Consider the following 23368-nt stretch of genomic DNA (forward strand, 5'->3'; position numbering starts at 1 on the left):
ACAATGCGACCTACAAGGCTCCTGAGCTGCGCAACGTAGCGATGCGGTCGTCGCTGTAGCCCAGAAGCTCGCCGAGAACGCTTTCGGTGTGTTGCCCGAGCGTCGGCGCTGGCACGGTCAGAGAAGTCTCGCTGGCCGATAGCCGGATGGGCATGCCCGTTCCATAGAGAGGCTCCTCGGTGGCGAACAGCGGGTGGTGCAGCTCGACCACCTCGCCGCGGGCCTGCACAAGCGGATCCCGCACGGCATCAGCGGTGCTTCTCACCGGCGCCACCGGCACACCGCACGCTTCGAGTGTGCTCGTGGCATCGGAGGTAGTTCGGTGCTGTGCCCACTGGGCGATCATGGCGTGGAGGGCATCTGCATTGGCGACGCGCCCGTCCCTCTGGGCGAATCGCGCGTCGTCGACAAGCTCCGGGGTGCCCAGCGCCATCATCACGCCGCGGGCAAATTCGTCGGTCGGCGCGCATATCGCGAACCATCCGTCGCTCGTGGCGAACGTGCCGAACGGCGCAAGTCGGGGAACATAGTCTCCCGTGCGCATGGGAAGGCCGATCTTTTCGAATGCGTCAAACGGTTCGCACGCGACGAGAGAGGTCAGAGCACCGAGCATCGACACGTCGACGTGTTGGCCTTCGCCGGTGTCGTTGGCCTGAACGACGGCGGCAAGTGTGCCGATGACGGCAAAGAGCGGAGCCACGAGGTCCCCCACCGGCAGACCGAACCGCACTGGGCCGTCACCCGGCTTTCCCGCCGTCATCATCACACCGCTGAGCGCTTGAATGATCGTGTCCATTGCCTTGCCAGAACCGCCCTGCGCGCCAAATCCGCTGATCGAGGTGTAAACCAGCCCAGGGTTCAGATGGCGAACACTCTCGTAATCGATTCCCAGTCGCTTCGTAACGCCAGCGCTGTAGTTCTCCACGACGATGTCGGCGTTGCGCACCAGATCAAAGAAGACGTCGCGGCTCTCCGCATGCTTCATGTTGAGCGTGATGCTCTCTTTGTTTCTCCCGCGCAGCATCATCGATACCGACATGTCATCTGGGCCTTTTCGGGTCACGCTCAGACCCTCGGCAGTTACATAGGGAGAGTTGTTGCGTGAGCTGTCTCCCCCGCGGCTCGGGTTCTCCACCTTGATCACTCTCGCTCCGAGACCGGCAAGCATGAGGGTTGCGTAGGGGCCGGATAGTGCCGTCGTGAGATCGATTACGGTCTTGCCCTCGAGGGGGCGATGGGTGGTCATCTGGATGGTTCCTTTCGGTCAGACCGCCGGTGCGCTCACACGCACCCGACCGTCGTCCCACGTGAATACGGTGTCGAGCTCTGCCTCGCGGGTGATGTCTTCGATATAGGCGGCAACGCGGCGCCCTGTCTCGTCATCACCGTGCGGGATCGGGCGAGCATCATCATCGATCCAGCACGGGATGAGGGAGCCACTGACGGTTCCGTCTGGCTCGACGCTGATCACGCCGATCGCGGTGTTACGGCTTTCGGGATGAAACGCATAGGTCGGCATGGCCGGATCCGGTGAGAATCCGAAGAGCTTCTTGCGCCGCTTCGCCCAGGCTTGACGCTCGGGTGAGTTGTCGTCTCCCGTCGACAGCGCCGACGTCACCGTGACAAAGTTGCCGAGCCCATGAAAGATGGGGGCCCCCCGATAGATTTCGATCCCTCGCATGATGTGGGCGTGGTGGGCAATCACGGCGTGCGCTCCCGCGTCGACTGCGGCACGGGCGATTTCGAACTCGTATGCCGCAATATCTGCCGGCATGTGTCCAATGCCCTTGTGCAGGGCCACGATCACAACATCAACTTCTGAAGCCAGCTGCGTTACCGCGGCCACGAAGGTTCGCAGAGACGCCGGGTCGCAAAAGCTGTAGATGGAGGGTGGGCCACCCGGGTTGGCGCTGTCGAGCTCATAGTGGGTGATCACCTTGACGTAGGCCGCACCGGGCTTTTTGGACGTCGCCCATGATTCGCGAGGCCCGACGCAGTTCACGTTGAGCACGCCGATCCGGCGTCCGCCTCGCTCTACGATCGCGGGCAGCCAGGCTTCTCCAAGCGTCATTCCCGCCCCCGTTGGCACCATGCCAGCCTCCCGGCAGAGCCGGACGGTGTCGGAGATCCCCTGCGGTCCGCAATCGTAGATGTGGTTGCCCGCGAGGGTTGCAATGGCGAAGCCCGCCCGGCCTGCGGCGGCGAGGTTAGCCGGGTCAGCGGGAGGAGCAGGCACGTCGACGCTGGCGCACTCCGTCGATGTAGTGTGAGGCACCTCGATTTGCCCTATCGCGAGGTCTGCCCCCCTCAACACGTGCGTGCTCGGAGCGAAAAAGAAATCAGGGTTCGGCTCGTCGAGAACGAGGTCGCCGACCGCCATGATCGTGAGCGTCTGATTCATACGGAAACCCCTCTCTCTGCGGCGTCAGCTTCGACCGCACGGCGCCCCTGCTCCGAATAGCGAGAGAGAAAGCTCTGCAACCGCGGCGTCGTGGGTGAGGTGAAAAAGTCGTTCGACGCGCCCTCCTCGATTACCCGTCCGTCGGCCATGAACACGCAGCGGTCTGCGACATCCCGGGCGAACGACATTTCGTGGGTCACGACGACCATCGTGATGCCGGTCTGGGCGAGCGTCTTCATAACAGCAAGCACCTCGTCGACCAGCTCAGGATCGAGCGCGCTTGTCGGCTCATCGAAGAGGATCACCCGGGGGTTAGGCGCAACCGCACGGGCGATCGCGACTCGCTGCTGCTGGCCGCCAGAAAGCTGGCGCGGATGCGCATCCGCCTTGTCAGAAAGGCCAACCCGCTCGAGCAGCTCAAGCGCCCTGGCTCTCGCCGCCGCAGGCTTAACCCCGTGCACCCTGATCGGCGCTTCCATGATGTTGCGGAGAACCGTCCAGTGGGGGAACAGATTGAACTGCTGAAACACCATGCCGATCTGTTGACGCTGCTGCTGCACCTGCCGGTCGCTGCGAGGTCTGACGCCTCCACGGTGCTCCTCGAACCCCAGAAGCTCGCCGTCAAGGTACATCGCCCCACCGTCGATCGTCTCCAGCTGGTGAAGACAGCGCACGAGCGTGGATTTGCCCGAGCCGGATGGCCCAAGAATGGCGACGACGTCGCCCTCCTGCACCGACAGGTCGACGTCGTCGAGGGCCGTTGTCGTGCCGAAGCGCTTGGTGAGACCCGTGGCCTCGAGCACGGTTGTGCGTTCGGTCATGGCATTCATCGTCTGGCCTCCTTTGAGCCGGAGCGCCGACTGCTGGCCGGAGCCGGCAGCGCGATCGCCCCTGTGAGCATCGTGCGAACCGCGCCCGTTCGGGGCTCGACCGCTCGGTCATAGCCGCGCCCGAAGTAGCGCTCAATTCGGCGCTGCCCGAGCGTAAGAATCGTGACGACCACGAGGTACCAGATCACGGCGACGAGGAGCAACGGCACGATCTGATAGGTGCGGTTGTAAATGGTCTGCACCGAGTGCAGCAGGTCACCCATCGCAATGACGGACACGAGGGAGGTCCCCTTGAGAAGCCCGATGAACTGGCTCCCCGTCGGCGGGATGATCACTCGCATCGACTGCGGCAAGACCACCGTCAAGAACGTGTGCATCCGGCTGAATCCCATGGCCTTCGCCGCATCGCGCTGGCCAGGATCCACCGCAAGAATGCCGGAGCGCACGATCTCTGACATGTAGGCGGCCTCGTGCAAGCTGAGCCCGATTATGGCTGCCGTCATAGGGGTGATGAGGTCGTTTGCCGACCACGAGACGAGCTCGGGTCCGAAAGGCACGCCGATCGAAATACGGGGAATGAGGTATGCGAGGTTGAACCAAAAGATCAACTGAACGAGAGGAGGGATGCCCCTAAAGATTCCTACGTAGGCCTGGCACACCCAGCGAACGGGCCAAAAGTCGCTCAGCTGTCCTGCGGCAATCAGTGTGCCCAGAATGGAGCCGATCACCATTCCGATCACGGTCAGCAGGAGAGTCATACCGAGCCCCGTGAGCACACTGGGGGCGAACAGGTACTGCGCTACGACATTCCACTCGAGACGCGGGTTAGTGACGAGGAACACCGCGATTTGAGCGACGGCGATAGCGATGATGATGGCGCCGACGAGCCGCCATGGTTTGAATCGTCGGTGTGCGGTCGCTACGTCGACGCGCGGCGCTGCTGGCGTTGTCATGCGGTGCTCCTGGCTCGTGGTTGGTGCGGTGGTGCTGCTGAGCGTCGCTTATGAGGCGGGCGCGCGACCGAAGGGCCTGCGCCCGCCTCGTCTGCGTTATTTGCCGCTCGTAATGGGGTTGAACATCGGCTTCTCGACCGCAACGTTCGAGAGACCCCACTTCTTCATGAATGTCTCGTACTCGCCGTTCTCAAAGATGTTCTCTACGGCCTTGTTGAGCACCTCGCCGAGCCCCGTTGTCTTGGGAGCAAACATGGCGAGGAGGTCGACTCCGGCACCCTGCTCATCCGTCTGGGTGTGGTACCCGAAGGTGTCGGGAGTCTTATCGAGGATGTCGATCGCTGCGGTCTCAGTGACGGCCAGAGCATCCGCTCGCTCGGACTTCACGGCGAGAATCGTTGAGTTGGTGTCGGCCAGACCCACGAACTCGGCCGGGGTCTCCCCCTCCGCTGCACACCACGCATTGAGTCGCTCAATCTGAGACTCGGTCACCGATCCGGCGACTCCGGCGATCTTCAACCCGCAGAGATCGTCGGACGAGCTGATGTCTTTCTCGCGTGTCTCCAGAAAGACATACGAGGTGCGGGTGGTGAGCCACACGACGGCGTCAAACTCCGCTTCACGCTCCTCGGTCGTGCGCACAGGACCGTTGAAGGCGTCGTAGCGCCCCGAGAGCATTCCCGAGAGAATTGCGGGGAGCCCCGACGCGATCTCGATTTCGATATCCACCCCGAGTTGCGCTTCGAGAAGTTCCTGGAACTCCGGGTCAATGCCCGTCACCGTTCCATCGGCCTCGACGGTGCGATAGGGCGGATGAGTGTCTCCTGCAAATACGAGCTTGCCCTTGTCTTTCACGGATTGAGGGAGCTGGTCGTAGAGAGGGGCGGCACTCGGCTCAGGCGCAGCACTGTCGCTTTCAGTCGGAGTCGTGCTGCCTGTCGAGCAGCCGACGAGAAGTAGGCCAGCTAGGCCCAAGGCGGCAAGGCCGCCGGTTCGGATCGCGCGCATGTGAACACTCCATTGGATTCGATTGGCATAGGCCAGAGCACTGCGGCCGACACCGGTGGCGGTAGATGATTGCGAGCCAATGCTAGTCACCAAATGAGCCGACCGTCAATACTAATGAGTTGCATCTTGCGGCTAACAAATGTGCGAGCATCCGTCGCCTACACTGGCCACGATGCCTACATTCCTTCGCCCGGCCTGGTTCTCGCCGGCTGCCTATGACTCCGCAACCACGCACGAGCTTATGAGTTCTGGTGCGCGCATCAGCTATCGCACTGGCGGCAGCGGGCCCGGGCCCCGATTCCTGTTCGTCCACGGCGGGCGAGCGCACTCAACCTGGTGGGCCGCAGAGCTCGCTCTGTTTGGTGTCGCAACACCCAAGTGGGCCGCTATGGACCTGTCTGGGCACGGTGACAGCGAGTGGCGCGACGACTATCCCTCCAGCGTCTGGCTCGGCGAGCTTGAGGCAGTGGCCTCCGACCTCGCCCGTGACGACGGTCTCATTCTCGTGGGCCACTCTCTCGGCGGCATGCTGTCGCTTCTCCTCGGCGCTCGCGGCACGGTTCCGCGCATCGAGCACATCGTCTCCGTCGACGCCGTGCCGCTTGACCCCGCCTACGCGAGTGCTCAGGCCGAACCCTCGACCAGCAAGCCGTTTTACCCCACCATTGCCGAAGGAGCCGAGGCGTTCAGTTCGCGTACAGCACGGGCAGGTTGGCCATCATGGCTCGCCGAATTCGTGGGCGAGCGCAGCCTCAGGCCACAGGATGGCGGCTGGGTGTGGAGGCACGACAATTCGTCCCGTACCATCGAGAGGCCCGTCCTCACCGAGCTCGGGGCGCTCGATCTCTCTCGCGTCACCCTTATTTCTGGCTCTCGCTCGCCCTACGCCGCGTCGCTCAATGCCTCCGGTTTCGTGCAGATGGCGGGCAGTGCGCTCACCCATGTCCGTCTCGAAACAGGGCACGACGTCATGATGGAGAAGCCAGTTGAGTTCCATCGCACCCTTATGGATGCCGTCGGCCGATAGATCGGGACGGGACGGGTGTCCAGGGCGCGGCACCGAACCTATCCTTTTGCCGAACGCCACACGGCGGCCGCCGCGGCCATCCTCGTGACAGCGGCTCAAGGGAAGGAATCGAAGCATGGCTAACGAAGATTCGATCCAAGCGGCACCACACACCACGGCAAAACTCGCTGCAGAGTTTTTCGGCACATTTCTCCTCGTCCTCGGCGGCGTCGGAACCGCCGTATTCTCGGCGAGTTTCCCCGACTCAGCCAATCCGCTCGGCGTCGGCTTTCTCGGCGTCGCGATAGCGTTCGGGCTCACGGTGCTCGTTGGCGTGTATGCGGTCGGCCACATCTCCGGTGGGCATTTCAATCCGGCCGTCACATTGGGCGTTGTGCTCGCTGGCCGAATGCCCTGGAAGGACGTGCCGGGCTACTGGATATCCCAGCTCGTGGGCGGAGCGCTCGCCTCGACCGTCATATATGCGATCGCTGCTGGCGGCGCCGACGGCTTTCTCGATAAAGCCGTCGAAAGCGGCTTCGCCTCCAACGGCTACGACGAGCTCTCCCCCGGAGGCTTCAACCTGATTTCGGTCATCGTCGCGGAGGTCGTACTCACTGCGGTATTCCTCTATGTGATCCTCGGAGCAACATCGGGGCGCGGGCCAGAAGGTTTCGCGGGAATCGCGATCGGCTTGACGCTCACGCTCATTCACCTCATCTCGATCCCGATCAGCAACACGTCCGTCAACCCCGCCCGGTCACTGGCCGCGGCCATCTATGGCGGCCCGGAGGCGCTGGGGCAAGTGTGGGTGTTCTTCGTCGCACCGCTTCTCGGGGCGCTCATCGCGGGTCTCACCTACAAGGTGTTCTTCGAGAAGGTCATTCAAGAGAACCGCTAGGTTCTGGCTGCGGCCGGATGCTCCGGCACCAGCCGCAGCCGGAACAGCCGAACCTCACGCCCCGACTCGCGCTCATATGCCCGGTATCCCGGCCACTGAGCTTCGATCAGCTGCCAACCTAATTCCCGATCTGGGCCCAGAAGGCGCTCCGCTCTCACCGGCATTCGCCTGCCCCGCACCGTGATCTCCGCATCAGGATGCGCCAGAAGGTTATAGGTCCATGCCGGGTGCTTGTCTCGGGCGAAACTCGTGCCCGCAATGATCGCGTTTCCCCGCCCGTCGGGCGTGTACATGAGCTCCGTGTCTCGGGGCAGCCCAGATTTCGCGCCCACCGTGTGCAGAACAAGCGAGGGCACAAGCAAGCCGCTCAGTTGCGCCCGGCCGCCAGAAATCATGCGCACAACGCGCTCCGCTGGCGGCATGACTCTGGGCGCAAGGCTGCGAAAGACCCGGGTTCTGGTGAGCGGAGCGATGCAGCGGCGAACCGCGCGTACGACAAAAGAGGCCATGACGACAATTGTGTCGCCATGGCCTCCTTTATCTCGCGTTAGCGCGACAATTAGCCGATCGGGTCGAGGACGGTGTGATCGTCAATCCGGGCGGCAAGCCGGTCGAGGTGAAAAGATTCGTCCCCGATCATCTGGCCAATCGCAAGGATGCGGCTTGCATAGTGGCCCACAGAGTACTCCGCGGTCATCCCGATGCCGCCGTGCAGCTGGATCGCGTCGAGCGCGATGTGGCGACCGGCTCGGGCCACCTGCAGCGCCGCGTGGGATGCTGCTGCCGCAACATCCTCTGGCGTCGATCCCTCATCGGCGGCAACAATCGTTGCCCAGGTGATAGCGCTGCGGGCGAGCTCGAGCTCCACATACATGTCCGCAGCGCGGAACGTGAGTGCCTGGAACTTGTTGAGAGTTACGCCAAACTGCTTACGCGTCTTCAGGTAGCCGACGGTGATGTCGAGCGCGACTGCCATCGCACCGAGCGCCTCGTGGGCATATGCGATCCGTGCCAGGTTGAGGGCATGCTCAAGCGCAGCGAGCGCGTCGCCGCCCTCCCCGAGCGCCACGGCGGGAGTGTCGGAGAACGTCACGGTCGCGGCGCGGGAGCCATCGTGAGTGCGTTCCGTTTCGGTCGCGTAGCCCTCGGTGACCAGGAACAACCCCGTGCCACCGTCGACCGCCGCAGAGACCACGAGAACGTCGGCGCGGTCTGCCTGCACGACTGTCGACTTAACGCCGTTGAGCTTGCCATTTGAGTAGGTGACGGAGACGGCCTGAGCAGACCACCCGCGGTTAGGCTCGAGCCAGGCGAGCACCGGAAGGGTCTGTCCCTCGGCGATCGCGTCGACGAGTTCGCTTTTCTGCTCGTCAGTGCCGACGGAGTTGATCAGCCCACCCGCGAGAACAATGCTCTCCACGAAGGGGTCTGGTGCGATCACTCTGCCGAGTTCTTCGGCGGCAAGGGAGACCTCAGCGGCCGTTGCCTCGAATGGCAGGCTGAGAACGCCCATTTCAGCGAGCTGATCCCATGCCGCAAAGCCAGGCTCAGCCTTGGTCACGGCGCGGCGAGCCTCCGACGAGTCGTAGGTCTTGCCAACGAGCCCGCGCACAGCCTGCACGAGCGACTGCTGTTCTGTATCGATTGTGAATTCCACTGTTATAGCCCCAGAATCGTGCCGGCGATGATCGTGCGCTGGACCTCATTGGATCCACCGAAGATCGACACCTTGCGGTTGTTGAGAAAGACGCGCGAGTTCCAGCTTGTTGTGGCCGCCGGTCCATCGATGTCCATGAGAAGCTCCGAGACGGCCTGGATGAGCACCGAACCCTTGATCTTGAGCACGCTGGACGCGGGATGCGGCTTGCCGCCGTCAGAGTGCGCCGCGACCCGCAGTGCGGTCGTTTCTAGCGCGAGAAGCTCGCTTTCGAGCGAAACGATGCGAGAAGCGAAACGATCGAGAACGCCCCGCTCCTTGGCGATCTCTTTCGCCGTCGCAAGGTTTCTCTGCGACGCACCAACCTGCGCGATACCCACACGCTCGTTGCCGAGCAAGAACTTCGCATAGGTCCAGCCAGCATTCTCTTCGCCGACCAGGTTCCCTGCGGGCACCCGCACGTTGTCGAAGAAAACCTCGTTCACCTCGAAGCCGCCATCGATCAACTCGATGGGGCGGACCGTGACACCAGGGGTCGTCATGTCGATCAGCAGAAAGCTGATGCCCTGCTGCTTCTTGGGCGCGGCCGGGTCGGTACGCACGAGCATGAAGATCCAGTCGCCGTACTGGCCGAGCGTGGTCCACGTCTTCTGCCCGTTGACTACATACTCGTCGCCCTCGCGAACCGCAGTGGTCCGCAGCGACGCAAGGTCAGATCCCGCGTCGGGCTCACTAAAGCCCTGCGCCCACCAGATGTCGAGATTCGCCGTCTTGGCCAAGAAACGTTCCTTGAGCTCTTGCGAGGCGAAGTTTGCAATAACAGGCCCAACCATCGACGCATTGAAGGCGAGCGGCTGGGGCACGCCCGCAAGCTGCATCTCTTCGTGCCAGATATGGCGCTGCAACTGCGACCAGTCTTTTCCACCCCATTCGAGCGGCCACCCAGGTACCGCGAGGCCGGCAGCGTTCAGAATCTGCTGGCTCTCCACCATCTCTTCTTTCGAGAGTTCCTGGCGGGCGATCACTTTCGATCGAATTCGTTCGGGGATCTGCGTCGTGAAAAACTCGCGCATCTCCTCCCTGAACTTTTGGTCTTCAGGGGACAACTGCAGTCTCATAAGGCTCCCTTGCACTCGGCTGTCATCACACACTAGGGGTGATGCACCCCGCGTTCGAGAGGATGCGCGAATCCGCCAGGCGACGCCGCATGATGACCGCACGCCATTGGTCGGGACTACAACCGGGGCCGCATCGCGGGAGAAACACAAAAGCCCCGCAACTAGCTTGCGGGGCTTATCTGTGGATCCAAGGGGATTTGAACCCCTGACCCCCTGCATGCCATGCAGGTGCGCTACCGGGCTGCGCCATGGACCCTCGGTGTGTGGCTTCTCGCGAAGCAACTTGTCAAGAGTACAACAAAGCGCCGTCCGCCAGAAATCGAGTTCTGTTCGTGTCTTGAATTACGCGTTTCCGCGCGCATCCGCACTCGCATCGACGCTGGCCACCAGCGCACGATATCCGCGAATGGCCGAGCGAATCTCTTGAAGATGATGCTGCGGCTCGAAGCGCTGGCTGAGCTCCCCCAGGTCCGCCGCAGTCTCGCTCACCCCTACGGTCTCCACGGCGAGGTTGTGACCAAGACCGAGAATCTGCACGGCGCATGCCGCCTGGTACGGCACGTAGATGGGCGTCGTGATCACGAGGACCGATATCTCCCGGGGTTGACGAATTCGTTCCGCCCAGAATTCAAACGTGTCGACGGTGTTGGCGCGTCGCGCCAGCGGCTCAGAGGACGGCGCCGCGACTACGCCCAGCCTGGGGCCACCACCGGCGCCCTGCCAGGTGGAGTGCTGCCAGCGGCCAAAAGGATGTGCAGACGAGCCCTCGCGCACGATCGCCTCGTCGGCGCGACCGAATTGGCGCACGAGCCCCTGCTCCATCGCGTCGACCTCGTCCGTGCCCGAGATGCCGAGCGCCAGCGCAGTGGCGGATTCGTCACCCGCAAACGGCCGGAACGCTCCCAAAAACACCACGGAATCGATGTCAACGCCCCGGGCGCGTAGCTCTGCCGCATAGCGGGGCTTCACCACACCCGCCCGCACCATGCCGCCCGTGAGCAACGCTACGTCGTAGTGGTCGCTCCGAGGGAGCGAAGGCCGCAACCCGAGCTCGAGCGCCGATTGGAGCGCGCGGTCGCACTGCTGAGGAGTGAGCACAGCGTCAGAGGCAAGATTGCGCTCTCGCCCCTTGCGAAAATCCCAGTGACGCTCGGAGAAGTCGTCAAGCCAGGCCAACAATCCCCGCAGCGGAATCGAGGGCAGCTCTCCCCCAAAACTTTGCACGAGACGCGCAAGCGCCGGACTTGTCGCCCACGCCTCGATGCCCCCGAGCGTTTGTGCTGCGGCGGATAGGCGGCTCTCAGCATCCGAACCCCCGACCCACCGGGGCGCGTCGAGGGCCACGCCTTACTCTGTTGCTTCGGCCACACCATCCTGTGGTTCGGCATGCTCCGCGACCTCGATGGGCAGCGCGGGGCAGTCCTTCCACAAACGCTCGAGCGAGTAGTAGACCCGCTCCTCCTCGTGAAAAACGTGAACGATGATGTCGCCGAAGTCGAGCAGAATCCATCGACCCTCAGCGCGACCTTCACGGCGAAGCGGCTTGCTTCCCGCCTCGATGAGCTTGTCTTCGATCTCGTTAGCGATCGCGATTACGTTGCGCTCGTTGCGGCCCGTGGCGAGAAAAAACACATCCGCGAAGGGAAGCGGCTGAGAAACGTCAAGGGCGACAAGGTCGGTCGCCTGCTTGGAGTCGGCCGCTGCTGCGGCGATGGCGAGAAGGTCGATGGCGTGCTGTGATGCGGTCACGGATTCCTAAAGTGTGAAGATGTGTCGTCGAGACACGGGTCTAGAAGGTGCCGAAGATGAAACCGACGACCACCAGTACGGTGACGCTGACCATCATTGTGCCCGCAGTAATCGCGAGGACGATGGGAAGACGGTTTCCCTCCGACTTGCGCGACATCGAGATGACGTCGCGCGGAGAGGTGTGTGTGCTGACGGCGCGGATGGCGCGCACAGGGGCGGAGTCACCCTCGATGTCATCACGGTCGGCCGCATCGATGATGGCATCGAGGTCGGAGTGGTCATAGCGAGCGGGATGGGATCCCGTTGTGCCAAGGGTGGATGGCAGGCTGATGGAGCCCGTAATGAGAACCTCACCCGTCGCCGTAGCGAAGGGCACGCTCAGATCGGCGCCGGTCGGGATAGACGGCATGACCAGAGCATTGCTGGTGATCGGGCCGGTTGCCGTGCTGAGGTCGCGCGAGGTGGTGGCGGTTCCACCCTGGGTCACGTCATCGATCGCCTGCTGCATGGTCCAATGCCCGACGGGGGCTGAATGGGGAGCCTGCACGACGTCGACGCCGCGATCGGATGCAATGGCATCGTTGAGGGGCGTCGGTGCCGGGTAATCCGCGAGCGAGAACTGAGGAACAAACGCCGCAGGCGCCTCGGGAGCGGGGGCCTGAAGAAACGCCTGAGGATCCGCCGGAGCGAGAAGCTCAGCCAGGGTTGGCAGCTCGGTCGGAGACGTGCCGAGGGGGATGCCCGTGGGCGGGGCAAGGTCACCAAGAACGACCGGCGCCTCAGGGGGCGCACTGAGGTCAAAGCTGTGCTCGAGCACAGGGAGGGCGCTCGGCTCTTCGGCGGGGAGCAGTCCGCTGTCGACGAAGGATTCCTGTTCCACCGGCTCCGGGGCAGGGGCGAAAAGGATCGGGGGCGCAAAATTGGGCTCAGACTCGGGCTGAGTCGGTGCCGACTCTGCCGCCTCTCTAGCTGCCTCGAGGGCGCGAAGTTCCCGCCTGGTTAGCGGGCGACCCGTGGGCAGTTCCGCAACCGATGTTGCCTCGTCTGGGATGTCTCCCGCGACCGCCGTGTCGGATGACTCGACAGCGCCAGAGGACAGGTCGCTATGCGCCACAAGGCTATGGTCGCCTTCAGCAACAGCGGTCTCGGCACGACCGTCATCGGCGGGGGTGGCCGAAGGCAGAAATGCAAGCGCCGACGGCAAGCCTTCTGGCATCAAGGGCCTGAGGGGTGTGGCAAAGCGTGGGAGCGAGTCGGAGTCCGCATCGTCGGCGACGGCGGGCACTACGCGGACACGAAATTCCCGAACACGAAACGAGCTTTCGGCCTGTGCGGATTCGGCAGCGAGGCGCTGGGCCCTTCGACCGCCGGGCACGATCGGATTGCTTACCGTGGGAGTCTCGGACGAGTCGAAACGATCGGGTTCGTTCATAGCTGAGTTCTCGGGATGTGCGCTTCCGAAGCTTGCCAACGGAGCCTCCTCCGTCTGTATTCGGGCTGCAGAAAAGACCGCGTCGGCCTCGGCCTCGCGTTGGCTGTTCCTGACCTGCCTCCGCGAAAGCGGCTGCCGGTCATGCCACGCTGTCATGTCTAACTCCGATACAGATGGTGTTTGGCGATGTATTGAACTACTCCGTCGGGAACCAAATACCAAACCGGGAACCCCCGACCCACCCGGCTGCGACAATCCGTCGACGAGATTGCCAATGCAGGCACTTCGAGCAAGCTTACGTCCTGCTCGGGCAATCCGGAAATAGTGAGGGTGTGACCTGGCCGTGAGACTGCCACGAAGTGAGCAAGCTCAAAAAGCTCGTCCACGTCTTTCCAGTCGAAAATCTGGGCTATGGCATCGGCGCCCGTGATGAAGAACAGCTCCGCATCGGGGCGCGCTGCCCGGAGGTCCCGCAGAGTGTCGATCGTGTAGGTCGGCCGGTCTCGGTCGATATCGACGCGGCTAACCGTGAAGGAGGGGTTCGACGCGGTAGCGACCACCGTCATCAGGTAGCGGTGCTCACTCGCGGTCGCACCCGGCTTTTGATACGGCTGCCCGGTTGGCACGAAGATGACCTCAGACAGGTTGAAGTGCTGCGCAACTTCGCTGGCTGCAACGAGGTGCCCGTTGTGGATCGGGTCAAACGTGCCACCCATGATCCCGACGCGGGGACGCCTGAGGTCGGGATCGACCGCGGTCATCGTTGGGGCGTTCGCCTAGTGGTGATCGCCGGCGTGGGGCGCCGAGCCACCGGTCTTGTGCTGGTGACGGTTCGCAACGTCGCGGAAGCTGTAGGTGACGAGGCCCAGCACGAGGAACACAGCAGCGGCGATGATCGGGAACCAGATAACGTCCATGATCAACGGGGCGAGTTCGTGGTGCTCCTCGGCAGCGAGGACGGCAAGGAATGACATTTGTTCTCCGTTCAGTGGCCAGGGCGCGGCACTCCCCCTAATCTACCGCGTGTGACAGCGTTAGCTGCGCACCTGTCCCGAACCGCGAACGATCCACTTGGTGCTAGTGAGCTCTGGCAGCCCCATCGGGCCTCGCGCATGAAGATTCTGGGTCGAGATTCCCACCTCGGCGCCAAAGCCGAACTCTCCCCCGTCGGTAAAGCGAGTCGACGCGTTCACCATGACGACCGCTGAATCGACCTCAGCGAGAAACCGCTCACTGCTGGTCAGATCCTGCGTAATGATCGACTCTGTGTGGTGAGTTGAATAGCGGCGGATGTGATCCATTGCGGCATCGATGTCGTCGACTACACGCACAGCAAGATCAAGGCTCATGTATTCGGTGGCCCAGTCGTCTTCTGTCGCCGGCACAACTTCGGCAACGAGTGCGGCGGTTCTTTCGTCGCCGTGAATCGTTACGCCGGCATCGCGGAGCCGGGCCAGTACGGGCGGCAGAAGCCGCTCGGCAGAGTCGGCGTGCACGAGAAGCGTTTCGAGGGCATTGCACACGCTCGGCCGGTGGGTCTTGGCGTTGTGGACAATGGCGACCGCAGTGTCGAGGTCTGCCGAGGCGTCGAGAAAGACGTGGACGACTCCGGCACCGGTTTCGATCACGGGAACCTTGGCTTCGGTGACGACCGTTTGGATGAGGCTGGCGCTCCCGCGCGGAATCAACACGTCGACCAGCCCGCGCGCCCTCATGAGGTCCTTAGCCCCTTCACGACCGAACTCATCGATCGTTTGGACGAGTTCGGCAGGCAGGCCCACCGAAACGATCGCCTCCTGAATTAGCTCAACCAGCACGCCATTGGAGTTTTGCGCGGCACTGCCGCCCCGCAGCACAACCGCGTTTCCGCTCTTGAGAGCAAGGGATGCGATGTCGATCGTGACGTTGGGCCGGGCTTCGTAAATGGCGCCAACCACGCCGAAGGGAACTCGCACCTGGGTGAGGTGGATGCCGTTGGGCAGGGTCGACCCGCGCACAACCTGGCCGACCGGGTCGACCAGGGAGGCAACGTCACGCACAGCATCCGCCAGCCCTTGCAAGCGAGCGTCGGTGAGCCGGAGGCGGTCTTGGAGCCCCTCGCTCATGCCGCTTTCTCGACCGTTGGCCACGTCGAGTTCGTTGGCGGCGAGAATTCTGTCTGCGCCCGAGAGCACCGCGGCGGCAATGGCTTCGAGGGCAGCGTTCTTGACCTGCGCCGTGGCCGTCGCCAGATGCCGAGACGCCTCACGAGAGGCAACCAGCTTGTCGGTGATGGTGGGCGCAATCACGCTCTGCTCAGTCATGCTCACCATCGTATCGCCGGGGGACGATGACCGATCGACCTACTTTTCGGGCGGACCCGCTGCGAACCACGTTCCGATGTCGGCGCCTCTCAGAGCCTCGTGCACGAGGCCCGTCGCCGTGAGTAAAACGGGAGTTCCGGCGCCAGCGGCAAGCCGTGCGGCGGCAACCTTGGTACGCGCGCCCCCGGTTCCCACGCCAGCCTCGCCGATTCCGCCGAATTCAATCGAGCTCAACGGATCTCCGAAGGCCACATCGTGGATGGCCTCCGCTCCGTGCTCCGACGGCGGCTTCGTGTAGAGGCTTTCGACGTCGGAGAGCAGCACCAGCAGGTCGGCATTGATGAGTCGAGCGACTCGCGCGGCCAACGAGTCGTTGTCACCGAACCGAATCTCCTCTGTGGCAACGGTGTCGTTCTCGTTGACGATCGGCAGGATCCTCAGATCCAGCAGACGCTCCATTGCTCGTCGAGCATTAGCTCGGTTTTCGGCGAGCTCAAGGTCGCCCGCAGTGAGGAGAACCTGCCCAGCTACGATGCCGTAGCGGCGCAGGCTCTCCTGGTACCGAAAGACGAGCACGTTCTGGCCGACGGCAGCGGCAGCCTGCTTAGTCGCGAGATCGGTCGGGCGCCCATCGAGCTTGAGAAACGGCAGCCCCGTCGCAATCGCCCCCGACGACACCAGAACGATCTGGGTTCCGCGGGAGTGCGCTTCGGCGAGAGCGTCGATCAAATGGTTGACCTGACCGGCGTTCTCGCCGCTGATCGACGAGGACCCCACCTTGACAACGACCCGACGTGCATTCGGGATATCCCGACGTGCGGAGACGGGGCTCAGAGTCGGAATGCTGCTGGTGGAGGGGTGCGCTGTCATCAGTCCTGAGTGTCGTCCGAATCGGTTGTGTGGTCTGAGGTGCCGTCAGCGCCGCGGTCGCGGTCGACGGCGAATCCCTCGTCATCATGCCAGAGACCGCTTTCACGCTCACGAATGAGCTCGGCACGCGCAGCGGCCTTGGCATCCATGCGCTCGAAGTAGGCTTCGCGGCGGGCGTTTCGGGTGGGGCGGATGCGTTCGCCGAGGCGGTCGTCGGTGCCACGGGGGCCGGTCAAGAGCTCGGCCGCACTCGTCATCGTCGGCTCCCAGTCGAAGATTACGCCCTCGCCCGGTCCGATGATCACGGTGGAGCCTGCGATAGCGCCAGCCTTGAACAGGGCGTTCTCGACACCGGCTTTGGCAAGGCGATCCGCAAGGAATCCCACGGCCTCGTCGTTGGTGAAATCGGTCTGGGCAACCCAGCGCTCCGGCTTGCCACCGATGATGCGGTAGATGTTGCCGTGCGTTCCGCCCTCCACCTTGACCTCGAACCCTGCGTCGTTGACGGCGCGGGGGCGAAGAACGATGCGCTCGCTCACGGGCTTCGCGGCCAGCGCGGCGCGGTTTTCGTCTACCAGCGCGCCGAGCGCGTAGGACAGCTCGCGGAGACCCTCGCGGCTCACAGCCGACACCTCGAAGACGCGGTATCCGCGCGCCTCAAGCTCGGGCCGTACGAGGCTGGCGAGATCCCGACCATCGGGGACATCAACCTTGTTGAGCACGACGACCTGTGGACGCTCAAGAAGCGGCGTCTGACCCGCGGGCACCTCATAAGAGCTGAGCTCAGAGAGGATGATGTCGAGATCACTCAGCGGGTCGCGACCCGGCTCGAGGGTTGCGCAGTCCAAAACATGCACAAGGGCACTGCACCGCTCGACGTGTCGCAGGAACTCAAGCCCGAGGCCCTTGCCCTCGCTGGCGCCCTCGATGAGGCCAGGAACATCGGCAATCGTGTAGCGAGACTCCCCCGCCTCCACAACGCCGAGGTTCGGATGAAGCGTGGTGAACGGGTAGTCCGCAATCTTGGGCTTGGCAGCCGACATCGCCGCAATCAGGCTCGACTTGCCTGCGGACGGGTAACCGACAAGCGCAACGTCGGCGACGACCTTGAGCTCGAGAAGGATGTCTCCCTCCCAGCCCGGAGTGCCGAGCAGAGCGAATCCGGGAGCCTTGCGCTTGGTGTTAGCAAGAGCAGCGTTGCCGAGCCCGCCCTGACCACCGGGGGCGACAACAATGCGCATCCCTGGCTCGTTGAGGTCGACGAGCACCTCGCCTGACGCATCTTTGACCACGGTGCCCACGGGCACCGGAAGCTCTTGCTCTGCACCGGAGAGGCCGGCACGGTGATCGCCCATACCGGGCTGACCGTTGTCAGAAGTGCGGTGCGGAGAGCGGTGGTAGTTCAGGAGGCTGGTCACCTGGGCGTCGCTGACGATGACGATGTCGCCGCCGTTGCCGCCGTTGCCGCCATCAGGGCCTGCGAGAGGCTTGAACTTCTCGCGCTTAACTGAGACACAGCCATTGCCACCATGACCCGAGCGCAGGTGCAGGGTCACTTGGTCCACGAAGGTTGCCATTGCGTGATCCTTATCTGTTCGGGCCGTGAGGCCAGTGGAGAAACACGTAAGGGCGAGCCGAAGCTCGCCCCACGTGTGAAGTGTTGAACGCCTTAGGAGGCGGCCGCCACGATGTTGACAACCTTGCGGCCGCCCTTCGCGCCGAACTCGACTGAGCCAGCGGCAAGAGCGAACAGGGTGTCGTCGCCGCCACGGCCGACGTTGACGCCGGGGTGGAAGTGCGTGCCGCGCTGGCGAACGATGATCTCGCCCGCGCTGACGACCTGGCCGCCGAAACGCTTTACGCCGAGGCGCTGTGCGTTGGAGTCGCGGCCGTTACGAGTGGACGATGCGCCCTTTTTATGTGCCATTTCTCAGCCCCTAATGCTCTCGGATGACTTACTTGATGCCGGTGATCTTGACGCGGGTCAGCTCCGAGCGGTGGCCCTGGCGCTTCTTGTAACCGGTCTTGTTCTTGAACTTCTGGATGACGATCTTGGGGCCACGAAGGTCGCCGAGGACCTCTGCCGTGACCGTGACCTTCGCAAGCGACTTGGCGTCGTGCGTGATCTTGTCGCCGTCAACGAGCAGCACGGGTGCCAGCTCGATGTTGCCGTCTTTGTTGGCGGCGATGCGGTCCAGGACCACAACGGTGCCGACCTCGACCTTTTCCTGCCGACCACCGGCGCGCACGATTGCGTAAACCACTTGGGAACCCTAACTACTTGAAAGAAGCGTCTCGATTTCACACGAAGCTGTCGCTTCGATGAAGAATTCGGCGTTGAAAGCGGGCTTTGCCAGCGCACGCCAAGGATCAATGCTAGTCGATGCAGTTCTGCCGGTCAAACCGAGTCCAGCATACCCGAAAGCGGACTACCCCACCGGTTGCAACAGAAGCCACAGCCAGGGAGCGTGCCCACAAGCACGATCAGAGGAACGCCAGAGACGAACCTCACGCAATAAGAATAGACCGAGTTTGTGGGTTCTGCTGCGAGACGCGCCCTTATCCCCTTCTCTGGGAGCCGGATTCAGGCGCTCAGCGCGGGCGCGGCCTACTCTTGTCGGGGAAATTACGACGACACGAGGTGCCTATGATTCTGATCGATCAGCCCATGTGGCCAGCGCACGGCACCCTGTGGGCTCACGTGGTCAGCGACTCGACGCTCGACGAGCTACATGCTTTCGCAGCCAAGGCTGGCCTCGCCGCTCGGAGCTTCGATATCGATCACTACGACGTGCCAGCCGAACGCTACTCCTCACTCGTTGAGCTGGGAGCTCATCCCGTGAGCAACCGGGAGCTAGTCACGAGGCTCCGGGACAGCGGGCTTCGGGTCAGACAGCGAGATCGCCGGTTGCCCCCGCAGTGAGCGAGCACCGGATGTCGCCGAGACCCCTTATCGCGCCCACTCCACGCCGAAGCCAGGCGTCTCGCGCACAACATCACCCGTTGCGACATCCACAAATCGAGTGACGATGGAGGCCGCCCTGGCAAACGGGTAGTACGCATCGGAAATCATGGCGGCAACATTGGGAACCACCTCGACGGCCACGAGCTGGCCATCGGGAGAGACGGAAAACCCGTCGATGCCTTCTCCCTCGGCGGCGGCATAAAGAACCCGAGGGGTGGCGCCATCGTCAAGCACGATCATCGAGTCGACGCGTCCGCTCTCGGGGTCGGCGACACCGATCTTGTGGATGCGCTCGGGGCCGTCTCCCAGAAACTCGACACTTCCGCCGAAGACGCTTCGCTCATCGAGCGGGGTTGGCCCGAAGGGAGTCCCCTCCCGGCTCTCGGACGAATCATCGGAGAGACCAAGCAAGACAGTGTCGTGATGGTCGCGCACGATAGCGGTGAGACCGTCGTTGGAGACCGCCTCGAGCCCCTCCCACTCACCGAAAGACTCGAGCACCGCGTTGTCGACCGGGTCGAGGAGCACAAGCTCCTCATCGGACCCCACGGCGAGCATTGTGGCATCGCCGCTCCACAGCCAGGCCGACGTCTCGATCGGAGCACCCCCTTCTCCCTCGACAACCTGTGGGGCGGCATCCGATTGCGGATCGAACCACATGAGCGTTGCCGCGTACTCGCGATCCAACGGATCGCCGGCGCTCGTAAAGGTGAACCCGACGAGGCCGCTGTCGCTCGCACTGAGAAGATCGATCGTCCCGGCGCCAGGTAGCTCAACGGGGCGCGGTGAGCCCCCCGCTGCGCTCACGATCTCTAGAGAGTGCTCGGAAACGACGCCTGCCCCATCCGGCACGCCCGTGAGGACGACGAGATCGCTTGCCGCGACGGCGAAGTCGATGATGTGTGGAGCAGAAAAGACAGGCTCGTCACTGCCGTCCGCGCCGTCGAGGGCGACTCGGACGATCGCATCGTCGCCGCCTTCTGCCGGGTCAGCACGATCAAGAATGTACGCAGTGTCGACGGCAGGTGTTTCGGCCGGTGACGCCCCGTCTGAGCTCGAGCCACGCACCCACCATGTGACGGCCACAATCGCACCCACAAGCACGGCGACGCCGAGCACCGCGATCACAATCGCGGTAGCTCGGCGTCTAGGAGAAGCGCTCATACCTCACTCAGCGGTCAGCAGCAGCGGTCTAGTCCTCTGCAGTAACGGCCTGAGCTGTCCCAGCCTGAACGACACCGGCACTCGAAGCCCTGCGAGATCCGCGCGAGCGGCCCTGGCCTGGCTGCTTGGGCTCAGGAAGAGCGTCAAGCAGGCTTCCGAGAATCTCCTCGGCATCGCGGGTGCTGACGCGCTTGGCCGTGCTCGTGGACTTGACCACGGGGATATCCAAGATCTCGACAACCTCGACGACCTCGACGCTTTCGCGGTGGGAAGCGGTCTGCGGGACATCTGCATCCTGCTTCGTGGCCGGAGCTTCTGCCGACTCTGCCGGCGACTCGCTCGCTGCCGGAGCCGACGCCGACGCCTTCGAGCGCGACCGGCGGGATCGGCCGGACTTAGCCGGGGCCTGCTCCGGTGTTTCGCCAGCGTTCTGCTCAGCAGAGGCGCCATCGTGAGCGGCCCCCGCCTCGATCGTGCCAGCAATGGTGCTCGCGGCGATCTGGGCGAGAGCGTTCTTGACGTCCTCGGTGATCACGTGGGTCGGGCTGGTCTTCGGGGCAGCAGCTGCCGCGGTGCCTCCCCCTTGGGTGCCGCTGGCGGTGCCACCGTTGCCACCGTTGTTATTGCCGCCGCCGTTGTTGCCCTTGCCGCCGCGGCTGCGACGCGTTTCGGGCTGGGGCGACTGACGGTGCTTGACGACGGGGTCATGGTGGATGATGATGCCGCGGCCGGCGCAGGCCTCGCAGGCCTCGCTGAACGACTCGATGAGACCGAGACCCAGCTTCTTGCGGGTCATCTGCACGAGCCCGAGGCTCGTGACCTCCGCAACCTGGTGCTTCGTACGGTCACGGCTCAGGCACTCAACGAGGCGGCGGAGAACGAGATCTCGGTTGGATTCGAGCACCATGTCGATGAAGTCCACGACGATGATGCCGCCGATGTCGCGCAGGCGGAGCTGGCGAACGATCTCTTCTGCGGCTTCGAGGTTGTTCTTGGTGACGGTCTCTTCGAGGTTTCCACCCGATCCGACGAACTTGCCCGTGTTGACGTCCACAACGGTCATCGCCTCGGTGCGGTCGATAACCAGCGAGCCTCCTGAGGGCAGCCAGACCTTACGGTCGAGCGCCTTCTCAATCTGCTCGCTGATGCGGTACTGGTCGAACGAGTCGCGGTCACCCTCGTACTTTTCGATGCGGTCGACGAGGTCGGGCGCTACGGCACTCAGGTAGTTGGTGATCGTGGTGCGCGCTTCTTCGCCCTCGATGACCAGCTTGTGGAAGTCCTCGTTGAAGACATCACGGACGATCTTGACCAACAGGTCGGGCTCGCTGTGAAGGAGCGCCGGGGCGGAGACGGTCTCGAGGGCAGCGCTAATCGAGGCCCACTGCGAGGTGAGGCGATTGACATCGAGCGTCAGCTGCTCTTCGGTGGCCCCCTCGGCCGCAGTGCGCACGATAACGCCCGTGTTGTCGGGGAGAACCTCCTTGAGAATCTTCTTGAGGCGCGCACGCTCGGTGTCGGGCAGCTTTCGGCTGATCCCATTCATCGAGCCGTTCGGCACATAGACGAGGTAACGGCCGGGCAGCGAGACCTGGCTCGTGAGACGGGCACCCTTGTGACCGACGGGATCCTTGGTGACCTGCACGAGCACCTTGTCGCCCGGCTTGAGGGCGAGTTCAATGCGGCGCGCCTGGTTCTTGCCCTCTGCGGAGTTCTCCGCAGCAGCATCCCAGTCGACCTCACCGGAGTAGAGCACGGCATTGCGCCCGCGCCCGATATCGACGAAGGCAGCCTCCATGCTCGGCAGAACGTTCTGCACGCGACCGAGGTACACATTGCCGATGAGCGATGCCTCGGACGACTGTGCAACATAGTGCTCAACGAGCACGCCGTCCTCGAGAACACCGATCTGGATGCGGTTGTTCTTTTGACGAACGACCATCGTGCGGTCGACGCTCTCGCGGCGAGCGAGGAACTCGGCCTCGGTGACAACCGGACGGCGGCGACCCGCATCCCTGCCATCGCGGCGACGCTGCTTCTTGGCCTCGAGGCGGGTCGAGCCGCGCACCTTCTGCGGTTCGTTCGAAGGCTCCGGCTGCACCCGCGGCGCGCGGGTGCGAGTTACGGTCGCGGAGCGCTCGGACTCAGGTGCGTCGTCGTCGCTGGAACGGCGCCGAGTACGCCGACGAGCCGACGACGATGGCTCCTCGTCGTCATCATCGTGGTTGCTGCGCGCAGAGGAATCCGACGGAGGAACCATCGTCGGCAGGTCTGGCGCTTTAAAGAACAGCGACGTCGTGGAGCGGGCAACGAGCGGGGCCGTCGGCTCCGTCGGCGCAGCTGAGTCATCTGCCGAAGCTTCAGGACTCACTTCGCTTGATTTCGCCTTGCGCGGGGTGCGGGTACGCGTAGTCTTCGCCTGAACAGGCTCAGGCGAAGAGGAATCAACTTCCGCGGCCTTCTCGACTACCGAAGCCTCAGCTGCCGGTGCGGACTCGTTGGTGGGCTGCTGAATGGGCTCGGCCACGATGGCCTCCTCAACGATCGCAGGAGTCGTGCTCGGGGCGGTCACTGTCTTCTCGGCAGCCTTGCGGCGCGAACCGAACAGTCGAACTCGCTTGCGAACCCCATCCTTCTGTGTGCCGTCATTGTTTTCGTTTGTATCCACCATCGCTGGTGCACTCCTAGCCGAACCAGGCAGCCGCGCTACCCTTCGGAAATCTCTCGCGTCAACTCGCGCTTCACGAATTGGCGCTAATCCTTACGTAACAAGCGGGGCGGATCAGTGCGCAGCGCCTGCGGCTCCTGCCGACTCTGCGGCGAACTCACGGGTGCTGCTGCGACCGGATGGGCCCTGTCTTGCTCGTCTTCTGTCACATCTGTTCGGTGCTGCACGAGCGGTGCGTCTAGCCTGCGACGGTAAGTGTCGCCAGGTGCCAGATCGAACCGCGGCCCGCAGACCGGAAAGCTTTTCTTGGTTGCCTCTCCGAGCGCGGCTCGGAGTGGACTTC

The 23368-nt window shown here is 63.5% G+C and carries 23 protein-coding genes and 1 tRNA gene; 3 read left to right on the forward strand and 21 right to left on the reverse strand.

Annotation, left to right across the window (positions count from 1 at the left end; genetic code table 11):
• Positions 1 to 10 precede the first annotated feature (10 nt).
• The 5 genes from AC062T_RS10110 to AC062T_RS10130 form a co-directional block, all read right to left on the reverse strand.
• Positions 11 to 1246: a CaiB/BaiF CoA transferase family protein gene (locus AC062T_RS10110; protein WP_476029680.1), complete on the reverse strand. Its 1236-nt coding sequence runs from the start codon at positions 1244 to 1246 to the stop codon at positions 11 to 13.
• Positions 1247 to 1264: 18 nt separating this feature from the next.
• Complete coding sequence (locus tag AC062T_RS10115; RefSeq protein WP_476029682.1) at positions 1265 to 2401, reverse strand: CapA family protein; 1137 nt, start codon at positions 2399 to 2401, stop codon at positions 1265 to 1267.
• Positions 2398 to 3231, reverse strand: coding sequence for an amino acid ABC transporter ATP-binding protein (locus AC062T_RS10120; protein WP_476029684.1), 834 nt, complete (start codon positions 3229 to 3231; stop codon positions 2398 to 2400). Before AC062T_RS10120 ends, AC062T_RS10115 begins: the two co-directional genes overlap by 4 nt.
• Entirely contained in the window at positions 3228 to 4184 is a 957-nt protein-coding gene (locus tag AC062T_RS10125; RefSeq protein WP_476029686.1) for an amino acid ABC transporter permease, read from the reverse strand. The genes AC062T_RS10120 and AC062T_RS10125 overlap by 4 nt, the downstream gene beginning before the upstream one ends.
• A gap of 96 nt (positions 4185 to 4280) precedes the next feature.
• Positions 4281 to 5192 (reverse strand): transporter substrate-binding domain-containing protein, encoded by a 912-nt coding sequence (locus tag AC062T_RS10130; RefSeq protein ID WP_476029688.1) that lies wholly within the window; start codon positions 5190 to 5192, stop codon positions 4281 to 4283.
• Between the two features lie 172 nt (positions 5193 to 5364).
• On the opposite strand from AC062T_RS10130, the gene AC062T_RS10135 reads away from it, so the two are divergent.
• Together AC062T_RS10135 and aqpZ are read left to right on the forward strand one after the other, a co-directional pair.
• Entirely contained in the window at positions 5365 to 6219 is an 855-nt protein-coding gene (locus tag AC062T_RS10135; protein WP_476029690.1) for an alpha/beta fold hydrolase, read from the forward strand.
• A gap of 115 nt (positions 6220 to 6334) precedes the next feature.
• On the forward strand, positions 6335 to 7099 hold the full coding sequence (gene aqpZ, locus AC062T_RS10140; protein ID WP_476029692.1) for an aquaporin Z: 765 nt from the start codon (positions 6335 to 6337) through the stop codon (positions 7097 to 7099).
• On the opposite strand, the gene AC062T_RS10145 is transcribed toward aqpZ, so the two are convergent.
• The 14 genes from AC062T_RS10145 to rplU all read right to left on the reverse strand — a co-directional run bounded on the left by AC062T_RS10145 (position 7096) and on the right by rplU (position 18492).
• Positions 7096 to 7608: a nitroreductase family deazaflavin-dependent oxidoreductase gene (locus AC062T_RS10145; RefSeq protein WP_476029694.1), complete on the reverse strand. Its 513-nt coding sequence runs from the start codon at positions 7606 to 7608 to the stop codon at positions 7096 to 7098. The genes aqpZ and AC062T_RS10145 overlap by 4 nt on opposite strands.
• Positions 7609 to 7658: 50 nt before the next feature.
• Positions 7659 to 8756 (reverse strand): acyl-CoA dehydrogenase family protein, encoded by a 1098-nt coding sequence (locus tag AC062T_RS10150; protein ID WP_476029696.1) that lies wholly within the window; start codon positions 8754 to 8756, stop codon positions 7659 to 7661.
• Between the two features lie 2 nt (positions 8757 to 8758).
• On the reverse strand, positions 8759 to 9874 hold the full coding sequence (locus tag AC062T_RS10155; protein WP_476029698.1) for an acyl-CoA dehydrogenase family protein: 1116 nt from the start codon (positions 9872 to 9874) through the stop codon (positions 8759 to 8761).
• Positions 9875 to 10056: 182 nt separating this feature from the next.
• Positions 10057 to 10130, reverse strand: a tRNA-Ala gene (locus AC062T_RS10160).
• 86 nt (positions 10131 to 10216) lie between these two features.
• Positions 10217 to 11218, reverse strand: a complete 1002-nt coding sequence (locus tag AC062T_RS10165; protein WP_476029700.1) for a hypothetical protein — start codon at positions 11216 to 11218, stop codon at positions 10217 to 10219.
• A 3-nt stretch (positions 11219 to 11221) separates the two neighbouring features.
• Positions 11222 to 11623 (reverse strand): ribosome silencing factor, encoded by a 402-nt coding sequence (rsfS, locus tag AC062T_RS10170; protein ID WP_476029702.1) that lies wholly within the window; start codon positions 11621 to 11623, stop codon positions 11222 to 11224.
• Positions 11624 to 11663: 40 nt separating this feature from the next.
• The gene (locus tag AC062T_RS10175; protein WP_476029704.1) at positions 11664 to 13055 is read right to left on the reverse strand and encodes a hypothetical protein; all 1392 of its coding nucleotides are present in this window, start codon (positions 13053 to 13055) and stop codon (positions 11664 to 11666) included.
• 158 nt (positions 13056 to 13213) lie between these two features.
• Entirely contained in the window at positions 13214 to 13816 is a 603-nt protein-coding gene (nadD, locus tag AC062T_RS10180) for a nicotinate-nucleotide adenylyltransferase (protein WP_108516832.1), read from the reverse strand.
• Positions 13817 to 13831: 15 nt separating this feature from the next.
• Positions 13832 to 14029 carry a hypothetical protein gene (locus tag AC062T_RS10185; RefSeq protein ID WP_476029707.1) on the reverse strand — a complete coding sequence of 66 codons (198 nt, stop codon included), beginning with the start codon at positions 14027 to 14029 and terminating at the stop codon, positions 13832 to 13834.
• A gap of 60 nt (positions 14030 to 14089) precedes the next feature.
• The gene (locus AC062T_RS10190) at positions 14090 to 15358 is read right to left on the reverse strand and encodes a glutamate-5-semialdehyde dehydrogenase (RefSeq protein WP_476029708.1); all 1269 of its coding nucleotides are present in this window, start codon (positions 15356 to 15358) and stop codon (positions 14090 to 14092) included.
• Between the two features lie 39 nt (positions 15359 to 15397).
• The gene (gene proB, locus AC062T_RS10195) at positions 15398 to 16228 is read right to left on the reverse strand and encodes a glutamate 5-kinase (RefSeq protein ID WP_476029710.1); all 831 of its coding nucleotides are present in this window, start codon (positions 16226 to 16228) and stop codon (positions 15398 to 15400) included.
• On the reverse strand, positions 16228 to 17805 hold the full coding sequence (gene obgE, locus AC062T_RS10200; protein WP_476029712.1) for a GTPase ObgE: 1578 nt from the start codon (positions 17803 to 17805) through the stop codon (positions 16228 to 16230). Before obgE ends, proB begins: the two co-directional genes overlap by 1 nt.
• A 92-nt stretch (positions 17806 to 17897) precedes the next feature.
• The gene (gene rpmA, locus AC062T_RS10205) at positions 17898 to 18155 is read right to left on the reverse strand and encodes a 50S ribosomal protein L27 (protein WP_108516841.1); all 258 of its coding nucleotides are present in this window, start codon (positions 18153 to 18155) and stop codon (positions 17898 to 17900) included.
• 28 nt (positions 18156 to 18183) lie between these two features.
• Positions 18184 to 18492, reverse strand: a complete 309-nt coding sequence (gene rplU, locus AC062T_RS10210; protein ID WP_108516843.1) for a 50S ribosomal protein L21 — start codon at positions 18490 to 18492, stop codon at positions 18184 to 18186.
• A 383-nt stretch (positions 18493 to 18875) separates the two neighbouring features.
• Between rplU and AC062T_RS10215 the strand changes: the two genes are divergently transcribed.
• Positions 18876 to 19151, forward strand: coding sequence for a DUF4031 domain-containing protein (locus AC062T_RS10215; RefSeq protein WP_269844845.1), 276 nt, complete (start codon positions 18876 to 18878; stop codon positions 19149 to 19151).
• A gap of 27 nt (positions 19152 to 19178) precedes the next feature.
• Here the strand turns inward: AC062T_RS10215 and AC062T_RS10220 are convergent, their stop codons facing one another.
• Positions 19179 to 20357, reverse strand: a complete 1179-nt coding sequence (locus tag AC062T_RS10220) for a hypothetical protein (protein WP_476029715.1) — start codon at positions 20355 to 20357, stop codon at positions 19179 to 19181.
• Positions 20358 to 20385: 28 nt separating this feature from the next.
• Entirely contained in the window at positions 20386 to 23028 is a 2643-nt protein-coding gene (locus tag AC062T_RS10225) for an Rne/Rng family ribonuclease (protein ID WP_476029717.1), read from the reverse strand.
• Positions 23029 to 23368 lie beyond the last annotated feature (340 nt).

This window comes from Homoserinimonas sp. (assembly GCF_056262345.1).

What these genes read in the sequence shown, in the direction of transcription:
- AC062T_RS10110 (WP_476029680.1), bottom strand. Translation starts at nt 1,246, where the DNA reads ATGACCACCCATCGCCCCCTCGAGGGCAAGACCGTAATCGATCTCACG.
- AC062T_RS10115 (WP_476029682.1), bottom strand. Translation starts at nt 2,401, where the DNA reads ATGAATCAGACGCTCACGATCATGGCGGTCGGCGACCTCGTTCTCGAC.
- AC062T_RS10120 (WP_476029684.1), bottom strand. Translation starts at nt 3,231, where the DNA reads ATGAATGCCATGACCGAACGCACAACCGTGCTCGAGGCCACGGGTCTC.
- AC062T_RS10125 (WP_476029686.1), bottom strand. Translation starts at nt 4,184, where the DNA reads ATGACAACGCCAGCAGCGCCGCGCGTCGACGTAGCGACCGCACACCGA.
- AC062T_RS10130 (WP_476029688.1), bottom strand. Translation starts at nt 5,192, where the DNA reads ATGCGCGCGATCCGAACCGGCGGCCTTGCCGCCTTGGGCCTAGCTGGC.
- AC062T_RS10135 (WP_476029690.1), top strand. Translation starts at nt 5,365, where the DNA reads ATGCCTACATTCCTTCGCCCGGCCTGGTTCTCGCCGGCTGCCTATGAC.
- aqpZ (WP_476029692.1), top strand. Translation starts at nt 6,335, where the DNA reads ATGGCTAACGAAGATTCGATCCAAGCGGCACCACACACCACGGCAAAA.
- AC062T_RS10145 (WP_476029694.1), bottom strand. Translation starts at nt 7,608, where the DNA reads ATGGCCTCTTTTGTCGTACGCGCGGTTCGCCGCTGCATCGCTCCGCTC.
- AC062T_RS10155 (WP_476029698.1), bottom strand. Translation starts at nt 9,874, where the DNA reads ATGAGACTGCAGTTGTCCCCTGAAGACCAAAAGTTCAGGGAGGAGATG.
- AC062T_RS10175 (WP_476029704.1), bottom strand. Translation starts at nt 13,055, where the DNA reads ATGAACGAACCCGATCGTTTCGACTCGTCCGAGACTCCCACGGTAAGC.
- nadD (WP_108516832.1), bottom strand. Translation starts at nt 13,816, where the DNA reads ATGACCGCGGTCGATCCCGACCTCAGGCGTCCCCGCGTCGGGATCATG.
- AC062T_RS10185 (WP_476029707.1), bottom strand. Translation starts at nt 14,029, where the DNA reads ATGTCATTCCTTGCCGTCCTCGCTGCCGAGGAGCACCACGAACTCGCC.
- AC062T_RS10190 (WP_476029708.1), bottom strand. Translation starts at nt 15,358, where the DNA reads ATGACTGAGCAGAGCGTGATTGCGCCCACCATCACCGACAAGCTGGTT.
- proB (WP_476029710.1), bottom strand. Translation starts at nt 16,228, where the DNA reads ATGACAGCGCACCCCTCCACCAGCAGCATTCCGACTCTGAGCCCCGTC.
- obgE (WP_476029712.1), bottom strand. Translation starts at nt 17,805, where the DNA reads ATGGCAACCTTCGTGGACCAAGTGACCCTGCACCTGCGCTCGGGTCAT.
- rpmA (WP_108516841.1), bottom strand. Translation starts at nt 18,155, where the DNA reads ATGGCACATAAAAAGGGCGCATCGTCCACTCGTAACGGCCGCGACTCC.
- AC062T_RS10215 (WP_269844845.1), top strand. Translation starts at nt 18,876, where the DNA reads ATGATTCTGATCGATCAGCCCATGTGGCCAGCGCACGGCACCCTGTGG.
- AC062T_RS10220 (WP_476029715.1), bottom strand. Translation starts at nt 20,357, where the DNA reads ATGAGCGCTTCTCCTAGACGCCGAGCTACCGCGATTGTGATCGCGGTG.
- AC062T_RS10225 (WP_476029717.1), bottom strand. Translation starts at nt 23,028, where the DNA reads ATGGTGGATACAAACGAAAACAATGACGGCACACAGAAGGATGGGGTT.